Annotated in this window: 1 protein-coding gene; it reads left to right on the forward strand. The window is 57.3% G+C overall.

Going from position 1 to position 239, the window contains the following annotated elements:
* The coding region (locus AF337_RS25540) for an aldehyde dehydrogenase family protein (RefSeq protein ID WP_152971182.1) at window positions 1-235 on the forward strand (235 nt) is incomplete at its 5' end.
* Window positions 236-239: the final 4 nt, after the last annotated feature.

Consider the following 239-nt stretch of genomic DNA (forward strand, 5'->3'; position numbering starts at 1 on the left):
CTCGCTGCCCTATGCCTTCCAGGCAAGCGTCTTTTCCGCCGACATAGCGGTTGCTCTCAAGGCGGCAAAACATATGGATGCATCGGCCGTTCTCGTCAACGACCATACGGCGTTTCGCACCGACTGGATGCCTTTCGCCGGACGCAGACAGTCCGGATACGGGGTCGGCGGCATTCCCTCAACGATGGAAGAGATGGCCGACGACAAGATGGTCGTGTTCAACCAGGTTACTTAAGATC

The sequence above is a fragment of the Rhizobium ecuadorense genome, assembly GCF_001187535.1.
Classification (GTDB): Bacteria; Pseudomonadota; Alphaproteobacteria; order Rhizobiales; family Rhizobiaceae; genus Rhizobium; species Rhizobium ecuadorense.